We start from the raw sequence: 227 nt of genomic DNA on the forward strand, positions 1-227 counted from the left end.
TCTGTTCTTATTACGGAGAACAGACACAGTGTGTCGTTTCAATTTTCAGCTTGATCCAGATTTTTAAAGAGCAAAACTTCGCAGTGAACCTTTTCAGGTACACTCTGAAGTTTTCTTGGTATTTTTGCAGTAAGTAATGGTGGAGCTATGCGGGATCGAACCGCAGACCTCCTGCGTGCAAAGCAGGCGCTCTCCCAGCTGAGCTATAGCCCCATCGAAGTCATCTC

The 227-nt window shown here is 45.8% G+C and carries 1 tRNA gene; it reads right to left on the reverse strand.

Annotated features, from left to right (window positions below):
- Positions 1 to 137: 137 nt before the first annotated feature.
- Positions 138 to 213 (reverse strand) — tRNA-Ala (locus OGY01_RS00700).
- Positions 214 to 227: the final 14 nt, after the last annotated feature.

Source organism: Citrobacter sp. Cm038 (assembly GCF_030333105.1).
Taxonomy (GTDB): domain Bacteria; phylum Pseudomonadota; class Gammaproteobacteria; order Enterobacterales; family Enterobacteriaceae; genus Citrobacter; species Citrobacter murliniae.